This is a genomic window from candidate division KSB1 bacterium, assembly GCA_022562085.1.
Lineage (GTDB): Bacteria > Zhuqueibacterota > Zhuqueibacteria > Oceanimicrobiales > Oceanimicrobiaceae > Oceanimicrobium.
Genome location: JADFPY010000160.1, coordinates 1 through 9711, shown reverse-complemented (window position 1 = coordinate 9711; position 9711 = coordinate 1). Strand labels below are relative to the sequence as shown.

Genomic DNA, 9711 nt, shown 5'->3' with positions numbered 1-9711 from the left:
GAAAAAATTTGAGCAGTTAAAAACGGAACGGAAAGAAAAAAGAAAAGAACATTCTCCTGATAATTAAAAAAGGTCAAGGCTGAGGTTACGGCTATAGTTAAGACCGCGAAAACTCCCGGGTCTTAACCTCGGGCTTCCTTTTCTAAAAACAAAAAAGGAATAACAATGAAATACTTAAAACAACTGTCGTTTATTATACTTATCTCTTCAACAGGACTGGGTTGCGGCAGCAGCCTCAAGCTCGACAGCCAATGGCGGGATCGTGTGATTTCAGTAGATGGAAAACACGAGGAATGGCAGGAAGGCATGAACTTCGTAGAAAAAGAAAATGTTGCGGTCGGTTTCTTTAATGACGAAGATTACCTGTACGTAAGCATGACGACTTCCAATCGTGACATCCAAAGACAATTTATGGCTATGGGCTTCACAATTTGGTTCGACCCGGACGGAGGCAAAAAGAAAGAATTTGGCATCCTATTTCCTGTTGGAATGATGGAAATGGGTTTGATGATGAGGGGCCGCGGCCAGAGCCAGGACATCGAAACCTTACGTGAGAACTTTAAGAAATCACTGAATGACCTGGAGATATTCATGCCCGGAGAAAAAGAACCGCGCAGAATGCCGGTCGCCGACGCCACAGGCATTGAAGTTACTGTGGGCGACTCGCATGAACAACTCATTTATGAAATTAAAGTCCCTCTCCACAAAAGCGAAATCCATCCGTATGCTATCGCAGCCAAAGCGGACAAACCCATAGGTATTGGTTTTGAGACGGCACAACTCGATAGAGAAAAAATGAGGGAAAGAATGGGGCGTGGAGGCATGGGAAGCAGACCACCCGGCGGCATCGGTGGCGGTAGAGGTGGAGTTGGTGGCGGGCGCGGTGGATTCGGCGGCGGAAGAGGTGGTGGAATGGGCGGCAGACCGCAAATGCCAGAGCAGTTCAAGTTGTGGGCTCAAGTGCAGCTCAGTTCGGAAGGCAGCACTCAAAAGGCACAACTCATAACCAAGCAGAATCCGATAATTTCTAATTAATTATTTTACCGCTCTCATGGAGTATTAACTTGAATAATTCATGAACCACAAAGGCACAGAGGTTTGATTATATTGGAGATATTGAACATATGTCAGCGTAATCAATTTCGATTTCAAAAACTTTGTTTTGAACACGCTCTCTTTATAATTTTTTATTTCTCTGTGTCCCTTCGGCAGGCTCAGGACAGGCTTAGTGCCTCTGTGGTGAAATTTTATAATGCAGGTTAATTAACATTTTCGCTATGAACCATTTCAGTGGCTTTCGGTGGCAGCGCCGGACCCGGTTTGTAGAGCGTCACCAGACACCCGCCCAGTGCAGCCAGTAATATCCCGGCAACAAACTGCCAGCGCAAATTACCAAACCCTCCGGCCGGGGGATGGATGGCCAGGGCCACAACTGCATTTACAACCGGCGCCCCTGCAAAAACAATCGACATGACCACAGTTGGCACACCTTTCGCGCCAAATGCCAGTAAAACACAGAACGCACCAATGGCACCGACTGCACCGGCAAGCAGCGACCATGACATACCTTTTACAGGAAAACTCCAGGAAGCGCCATTGACTGCCATGACAAGTGCGGGGCCAATCACAGCGATGACCAGGTAGGCAATTCCTACAAAAAGAAATGCTTTGTAGCGGCCGTTAACGGGGTCGGCCATAGACATTTGGCCGGTATGAAGAAACACACCATAAAGTCCCCAGGATACAACGGTCATGAGTGCGAAGATTAGCCAGGTCATGCCGGGTTGTGCTGATTCGGTGGGCATAATTCCTCCTCCTCCTTAAAGCAGTGTTTGAGTATTAAAAAGTGTTCGGGTGTTAAAAAGTGTTTGAGTGTTAATAATCTTTATTATGAATAAATTCGTCGAGTAAATCAAGGAATTCATCATTTAACTTAGTTTTGTATTCTGCTTTCGGTTCACGAACTTTATTTGGTTTTTCATCAACGGTTGACTTTACATGTCTTAAAAGTCCAAGGGTTGTTTTCTTAGTGTCATCAATTAATGTCTCTAATTCTCTAAATATTTCTTCAGTAAGATATTCTTGATCAAGAGCAATGTAAAGCAAACTTTTTACTTCTTCGATTGAACTTTGTGAGATATCCAAGAATCGAATGAAATCTTTTTTGTGAAATCGAGAAAACCTTCTGCAATATTAGTCATTGAAGAAATAGCCGCTCTTCGAATTTGGTCCCTCAAAGGATAATCCTTCGAAAATGGTCCTTCTCTTGTTAAACGATATATGAGATTAACCAAGGACTTGGCTTTCTGCCAACAAATCAAATCTTCGAACCGAGTAATCTTAGCCATACTTTAACACCCTAACACTTCTAACACCCAAACACTTCTTAACCCAGATATTTTTTATAGACCTCCAAAGTTGCCTCCGTCATCTTTTCATCATTCAAGTTAGTATGAACGAATTCCTTGCCTTTTTTGCCTAAGCCTTCGCGTTTTGCAGTATCATTGAATAATTGCTCCAGACCTTTAGCTAAATCATCCGGAGACTCGGGATCGACCAAAATACCGCCGCCGGTTTTTTCAATGATTTCTACAAATGAACCGTGACGCGGCTGCACAACCGGGACGCCATTTGCCATTGCCTCTAAAATTGAAAGCCCTTTGGATTCAACATAAACCGTCGGCACAGAAAGTACATCCAGGCTATTTAAAAAAATAATTTTGCTCAAACGGTCCACTTCGCCGATGTACTCAACTGCTCCTTTGAGCCCCCAGTCCGCGATTTGTTTTTCCAGGCTTTGAAAATAGGGCTGATCTTTTTTACCTAAATAACCGGCGATTTTCAGGTGTATTTTATCAGTGTTTAACTTTTTTTTCAATTGATAAAACGCCTCGACCAATAAATGTAGACCTTTCTCGGGACAAATTCGCGCCAGGTAACCGATCACGAACGCATCGCTTTTTATCTTAAACTCACCATTGCCGTGGCCGTCGAGATTAATACCCAAATCGATGGCATGCATCTTTTCAGGATTGACATTTAAATACTCAGCCATAAAGTTCGCATAATAGGACCCGGTGGCGATAAAACCGTCAACGTCGTCTGCTTTTTCCTGAAGCAGCTGGCGGGCTTGAGTTTTATATGGCTCAATGAGTTCTTCCAGAAATAAGTCCTCTCCTTGAACGCCGCACAGGACCGGTACATTTAGCTCCTGTTTAATTTCTTTTGCAAAACCAAGGAACATCGAATTCGTTAAATGAACCAATTCGGGTTTGTATTCTTCCTTAAGCCACTTGATCAGTTTCTGTAATTCTTTTCTCTGGTGGCCTTGCTCCCCCTGCAAAACCGAGACAGCTAACGAACCCAAATCTTTGGCATCAGTGGTCGAGCTTTGATTGATAAGCCAATTCAGCAAAGTCGGGCTGTTCAACAGTTTGTCAAAAATCCAGGGTGTGTGACGAAAAAAACTAAACTTTTCTTGCAGGTAAACATTCAGCCCCCCATAAAAAATCCTGTCGATGCTGACGTTATTTTCGTCCGTGCGAATCGGCGTATAGGTTGGGATGAGCGCCACCTCGTGTCCTTTCCGTTGCAGCGCGGCGGCCAAAGTATTATCGTGCATGCAGCTGCCGCAGTACATTCCGCCGGCGCCGGCTGCTATATAAGCTATTCTCATCGTTCGTTTTCTATTTTTGCAGTCATAAATCACATGACAAAGACAGGTCGATCACGCAGGCTTTTTTTAAGCCCCGAAGGCCAAGGGAAAAACTCGCCCACGAAGCCGTCTATCTCACCCAGTGTTTTGTTGGAAAGCAAGTTGGCAATTTCATCTACTGCTTCCCCACTAATCATAAACAGCGAGTGCCCAAATAATATATTTTTGCCATCGCATTGGCAACAAATCTGGTATTCCGAAACTTCTCCAACAGAAGTGCCTTTGATAATACACCTGGAAAGCCAATCCTCAATATTTAAAACACTTCTCTCTGACAGGGTTTCTCTTCTTGCATCAAGACTTGCGTTTCTGATAAAATAATCCTGCATTTTCGTTTTCGAGGCGGATGAAAATGATTCCCATACTTTATGATAGCAGTTCAAACACATCGCATATTCAAAAATTGTATCGGTTGTTTTAAACTTTTCGTATTTTTTGATGGCCTTTTCAATCACGTACAAAGTCCCGTTCTCAAGTAAGTATTTATCACAGGAGATGCAATGAGTGAATGGCTTATCGTCCCGGTCCGAATAAAAAACATTGGGAATCTCCCGATGCTCGTTTGCTCCATCCAAATTACGAAGGTCCATTACAATTTAACTCCTTATCGCATAATCAGACTATTCACCCGTTGTGCTAGTTCTATTATTTTTTCCCATTTGGAGCACATTGACTGTGTCAATGTTAACGTCGACACACTCGACGTACTCCTGTGAACTCTCAGAATAGGCACAAGTTGCGCTCACTAGCACAACGGGTTATTCAGTACAACCAACAATGGTTCAACCCGTTTTTTGCTTTTTACCGGTGTAGTATCAGGCAAAGAACCTCTGAATGATCGCCAGTTCGGGTGGCTTCGTTAGAAGCGAAACAAAAACCATCGCAGATGTTGAAACAGCCAAAATCACAGCCACGGGCATGATTCCGGTGCCGCCAACCGTATAACCAGGCGTCTGCCACCCTTGAATAAAAAAGTAAGTCCACAAAATGATAACACTGAAAACAGAAGCAATTGCGCCCTGTTTGGTGCTGCGTTTCCAGAAGAGCGCTGCCAAAACAACCGGCAGTAATGAAGCAAATCCCGTGAATGACCAAATTCCGAGTTTAAAAATGCTGCGATTAAAAACCAGTGACAGAGTGTAAGTAATCGCCAAAATGCCGATCACAAACAGGCGACCGAACAGAACTTGTTTCCTTTCGCTCATCTTGTCGTGAAATCCATAGTGACGCACGATGTCCTGAGTAAACATAGTTCCTATAGATAGAACCTGCGAGTCAAGAGATGACATTACCGCTGCAAAAACACCGGCGGCTAAAAGTCCTGCTAAAATTTCGGGTGAATTTAATTTGATCATTTGTACTAAAACCGAGTTTGCGGCAGGTCCCTGAAGATCGGGAAAATTGATTCGTCCCAATACGCCGAGCAGGACGCTGGGAATCCAAACGGCAGCGACGCATAATGGATAAAACATAATCGGTATCCGAAAGCTGGCGGCGCGTTTAGCTGAAAGCCAATGCATAAACATGTGCGGAAACATTCCAACCGAAAGCGGAATTAGAGTGTAGGTCAACATATTTAATGGCTGAATTTTCTCGCCGCGAATGAGCAGTTCGGGATACTCGTCGGCAATGATACTGATGGCTCTACCGAAGCCGCCTAACTTATTTACAATCACAAAAAACGCCACGCCGCCAAGCAGCATAAACACCAAAGTCTGAAATGTATTCGCCCAGGCGGTTCCCCGCAGCCCGCCATAAGTCACATAAGCCATGACCACGGCGCAAACCACAAGTCCGCCTACCCACTCGGGAATCTGACCACCTGTGATTTGATTCATGGTAATGCCGCCACCCATGATGCCGATCAAAAGATAAGGAATGGTCAGCCCGATTAGAACAAAGAATAAAAGTAACCCGAGACCGTCTGAATTCCAGCGCTCTCTAAAAAACTGTACCTGGGTTAAATACCCGAATCGTTTGCCGATGGTCCAGGCGCGCGTGCCTATAAAAAAGAAAACTGCCGGAACCACCAAGGCCGAGCTGGAGGCCATCAAAGCAAAAACGCCAACGCCTTTATGGTAGGCTTCACCGGATGCGCCTAACAGAGAAAAGGCTGTCATGTGAGTGCCAAACAGAGACATCAAAAGGATAAAAGGACCGATGCTGCGGGTGGCGACAAAGTAATCTTCACCTGTGCCACGAAACAAGCGGTGGCTTAAGAGGCCGATTGCCAAAACCAAAACAAGATAAAGTATGATGATGGCGAGTGTCACTGCTGCATTTCCTCTTTTGTTTCAACTTCCAGATGGGCGGGCCAGATATTTTTTACAATTAAAATAAAAAGAAAAGAGGCGGCTATACAAAATGCAATATGATAAAGGAGTCCAATGGGAATCCCGAACATCAAGCTTGCATCATTCCGGAGCCAGAGATCGTTGTGCAGCAGATATAGAGCAAAAAGGGCTGAATAAAGCAGCCATTTTGGTAGGTTTTTTCCCATCCTCTCTCTTTTTTGTCTTTTCGAACGAATGTGAGAAATCTGAATTCTGGTTCACATTATGAACTTACGAGACAGTCAGATTCCTCCCGTTGGTCGGAATGACACTAATGGATTTGGTACAGTCCAATCAATCACATTTTCACAGTCAATAGCGTCACGAAGCGGAGCTTCGTAACGAGGTAATTAGTTGTGGCTTAAATTTCTAACTCGCTTGCCTCCGGCAACTCGCACATCTCGGCCATCGGCTTGAAGATGCCATTGACTTCATCCCGGAATACGTTGCCGATTAAAATGTTTACAATTTCGTCCCGGCAATCCGGAAAACGTTTAAGAAATTTCGCAAAACTGAATTTCTTGGTGTAAAAAGCATAAACGAGTTTTCGGATGGCTTCCATCCCGGAAACATATTCCGGACCAAACTTACCTAATTGCCGACCGGAAAAGTCGTTTTTCTCAAATGCTTCGCCGATTGCATCCGCTGCCATTTCTCCGGATTTTAAAGCTAAAAAGACGCCTGAGGAGTAAATCGGATCCAGAAATCCAAAAGCGTCGCCAACCAAAACCCAGCCGTCACCGGCCAGCCGGTTGGCGCGGTAGGAAAAATCTTTGGTCACTTTAAACGGAAAGAGCTGCCTGGCATTCTCAAGGCGTGGTTTTAGGGCCGGGCACATCTCGAGTTCAGCATCGAATATTTTCTGCAGATCATCTTTCCGGTTTTGCAGCAAGTAATCCAGCGACCCGACAACGCCGACACTGACGACGTCATTCGGCAGCGGGATATACCAGAACCATGAATCCTGGTTCCGGGTGTGATAAATAATGGTCGCGCCTGCATCAACGCCTTCGTCCCGAACCCCGCCTGCGAAGTGGGTGTAGATTGAGGCTTTTTTCAGCCCGGGCTCGACGCTGCTCATTTTCAACTTTCGGGAGATTAACGCACTCTGACCGGAGGCATCGACGATGACTTTTGCACGAAATTCTTCTATCGATTTGTCCGGGAGTTTGGCGCGCACGCCAACTGCTTTTTCTCCTTCAAATAAAACTCCCAGAACGCTCACCCCCTGCCGGGCTTCAGCGCCTTTTTCTTCTGCGTTGTCAAGCAGCATTTGATCGAACTCACTGCGCAGCACCTGCCAGGTTTTGGAGCTTTCATGCTCATCATTTTCAAAAAAATAAAACGGCGCAGAGGCTCTGCCGGACTTTGAATAAAACTGCACGCTGTATTTCTTCGGGAAAACGCTTGCTTTCATTTTATCGAGCACACCCAATCGCTTTAAAGTCCAGTAAGTGCCGGGCATCAGCGACTCGCCGATGCTGAACCGGGGAAACTTCTCCCGTTCAAACAGTAAGACGTCCAGGTTTTTTTCAGCCAGCAAAGCAGCGACGGTGGACCCCGCCGGACCGCCGCCGATTATGATTATGTCGTGTGTTTTCATGTTTGCATTAAAATTAAAGAGGTTCGTAGTCCTCGCTTCAGCGTGTTTACTTCCAGCCTAAAGGCTGAACTACAAACTTATTCTTTATAATGAAAAATCAAGCGAGCCATAAACCGCAAACGGATTTGCCGGAATGACTGATGTATTTCTAAAACCGCGCGTTTCAAATTTTTTATCCGTGAGGTTTTTTAAGTTGACGCTCCAGCGAAATCTGTTAAATCTGTAGGAAACAGCAGCATCGAAAGTCAGAGCTGAGTCAATTTCAAACTGGTTGTCGGGCGCGATGAACTGACTGCTCAAGTACCGGCCACCGCCTGCAATACCGAGTCCATTGCTGAACTCTTTTGTTATCCAAAAATTCAGAATATGCTCCGGGGCGAAGGCAGCGGTTTTGCCGGAGAAATCAAGAGGCTGAAATTGCTGCAAACTAAATTCAGTAAATTTGGTTAATTCGGCATCGGTAAAAGCGTAGGAGAGGAAACCAAATAATCCCTGGCCGAAATTACCGGATATTTCTAATTCTAATCCTCTTGATTTCTGACTTCCGATTTCTTCCTGGGGACCAAAACTGCTGCGAATCGGAATATTTTCTCTTTCCAAACTATAAACCGCCACGTTGAAATGCAGTTTTCCGTCGAGCAACCGGTTCTTAATGCCAACTTCAAATTGCGTGCTTTCTTCGGCTTTCAAATCGCCAGGCACCGTGGTTGAAGGAGGTGCGAACGCCTGCCCAAAATTGGCGTACAACGACACTTTCTGCGAAGGCGAAACCACAAGCCCAACCATCGGGCTGAATTTTTTGTAAGTCCTGTCAGTACTTGTGGTGTCTGGACCAGCCTGAGAAAAGCCAATTTCGAAATCAACTCGATCATCATCTTGATAATTAATTCGATCGAAACGGCCGCCCAAAAACAGCTGGAATTTTTCAGAAAATGAAACTCGATCCATAAAGTAAGGAGCAAACGTTAGCGAGCGACCATCCCCAATTGCTAAGAACTGTAGAGAATCGGCGGTCGGATCCACGCCCGGAATTTCCGTTCCCGGATCTTGCAATAAAACCGGGTTTAAGCCAACAAACGTCAAGTCGAAATCATCGGACAATCGGGAGACCTCAAAGCCTGTTAGCAAAGTGTGGTTCATGGCGCCGGTTTGCAATGACCAAATGAATTCCAGTTGGTTGCCAACCCATTTCTGACGATCATCAAGGTTTGAATCTGAACGAAATAGCAGATCACCCAGACCCTGAATTGAACGCACGCCATTTAAAAGTGTCCCTCGTGAATTCCAATCCTGGTCCGAATAATAAAACTTGTTTCTGACGACAAGAGATTCATTGATTTGCGAATCATAATTCAGCTTAAACCTGGCGATTTTTTGATCTGAAAAATCGGTCTCAGGCTGAAATGAACTCGTCCGAGAAATATTATCGGGAATTTCCGGGGTCGCCACATCAACCCGCAATGGAATTCCGGAATCCGGGGTGTATTCACTTTTAACATATTCAAAATTAACATTGAGATTGCTGTGCTCATTGATTCGCCAAGTAATTGCTGGATTGACAGCAATCACGTCACTGTTTTTTGCATCACGGTAACTGTCTGAGCCGACAAATAAACCATTCAAACGAAACGCCAAATTGGAATTCTGGTTTGTAAGCCCAAAATCAACAGTGCCGCGATAGGTTTGAAACTTACCGTAGCTTCCGGAGGCGTTGGCGAAATTAGAAAAGAGCGGCTGTTTCCGGCTCAAGTTGATGGTTCCGGAAAGAGGGTTGCCGCCATATAAAAATGCCCCCGGACCTTTTAAAACTTCAACAGCCTCAATATTATACAAATGATAAAAAGTCGCTTCCGGCTCCGGCGTGCCGTCCGTTAAAATCAAGCCGCTGCTAATGGAGTCAAAGCCGCGGATGATAAAATAATCATGAACACCAAACTGTGACTGCACGTTGACGCCGCTTATATTGTTCACAGCATCGCTGAGAACATTGCCGTTTTGATTTTCAATAATTGACTTTGTGACAACCCCAACGCTGGCCGGCGTCAATTGAAGGTCAACGA

Annotated in this window: 8 protein-coding genes and 1 pseudogene; 1 reads left to right on the top strand and 8 read right to left on the bottom strand. The window is 45.1% G+C overall.

From position 1 onward, the window contains the following. Nucleotides 1-165: 165 nt before the first annotated feature. On the top strand, nucleotides 166-1035 hold the full coding sequence (locus IH879_13500) for a hypothetical protein (GenBank protein MCH7675951.1): 870 nt from the start codon (nucleotides 166-168) through the stop codon (nucleotides 1033-1035). Between the two features lie 224 nt (nucleotides 1036-1259). Here the strand turns inward: IH879_13500 and IH879_13495 are convergent, their stop codons facing one another. The 8 genes and pseudogenes from IH879_13495 to IH879_13460 form a co-directional block, all read right to left on the bottom strand. After that, a complete protein-coding gene (locus IH879_13495; protein ID MCH7675950.1) occupies nucleotides 1260-1805 on the bottom strand; it encodes a hypothetical protein in 546 nt (181 codons plus the stop codon). 70 nt (nucleotides 1806-1875) lie between these two features. Continuing rightward, nucleotides 1876-2348 (bottom strand): annotated as a pseudogene (locus IH879_13490) (four helix bundle protein). 38 nt (nucleotides 2349-2386) lie between these two features. Beyond that, the gene (locus tag IH879_13485; protein ID MCH7675949.1) at nucleotides 2387-3676 is read right to left on the bottom strand and encodes a glycosyltransferase family 4 protein; all 1290 of its coding nucleotides are present in this window, start codon (nucleotides 3674-3676) and stop codon (nucleotides 2387-2389) included. Nucleotides 3677-3705: 29 nt separating this feature from the next. After that, entirely contained in the window at nucleotides 3706-4305 is a 600-nt protein-coding gene (locus IH879_13480) for a hypothetical protein (GenBank protein MCH7675948.1), read from the bottom strand. A 225-nt stretch (nucleotides 4306-4530) separates the two neighbouring features. Then, the gene (locus tag IH879_13475; protein ID MCH7675947.1) at nucleotides 4531-5988 is read right to left on the bottom strand and encodes a sodium:solute symporter family protein; all 1458 of its coding nucleotides are present in this window, start codon (nucleotides 5986-5988) and stop codon (nucleotides 4531-4533) included. Beyond that, nucleotides 5985-6215 (bottom strand): hypothetical protein, encoded by a 231-nt coding sequence (locus IH879_13470; GenBank protein MCH7675946.1) that lies wholly within the window; start codon nucleotides 6213-6215, stop codon nucleotides 5985-5987. The genes IH879_13475 and IH879_13470 overlap by 4 nt, the downstream gene beginning before the upstream one ends. A 194-nt stretch (nucleotides 6216-6409) precedes the next feature. Further along, complete coding sequence (locus IH879_13465; GenBank protein ID MCH7675945.1) at nucleotides 6410-7651, bottom strand: tryptophan 7-halogenase; 1242 nt, start codon at nucleotides 7649-7651, stop codon at nucleotides 6410-6412. Between the two features lie 84 nt (nucleotides 7652-7735). Beyond that, nucleotides 7736-9711: TonB-dependent siderophore receptor (locus tag IH879_13460; GenBank protein MCH7675944.1), on the bottom strand; the 1976-nt coding region annotated here is incomplete at its 5' end.

Coding starts and splice junctions, on each gene's coding strand:
- IH879_13500 (MCH7675951.1), top strand. CDS start 166: ATGAAATACTTAAAACAACTGTCGTTTATTATACTTATCTCTTCAACA.
- IH879_13495 (MCH7675950.1), bottom strand. CDS start 1,805: ATGCCCACCGAATCAGCACAACCCGGCATGACCTGGCTAATCTTCGCA.
- IH879_13485 (MCH7675949.1), bottom strand. CDS start 3,676: ATGAGAATAGCTTATATAGCAGCCGGCGCCGGCGGAATGTACTGCGGC.
- IH879_13480 (MCH7675948.1), bottom strand. CDS start 4,305: ATGGACCTTCGTAATTTGGATGGAGCAAACGAGCATCGGGAGATTCCC.
- IH879_13470 (MCH7675946.1), bottom strand. CDS start 6,215: ATGGGAAAAAACCTACCAAAATGGCTGCTTTATTCAGCCCTTTTTGCT.
- IH879_13465 (MCH7675945.1), bottom strand. CDS start 7,651: ATGAAAACACACGACATAATCATAATCGGCGGCGGTCCGGCGGGGTCC.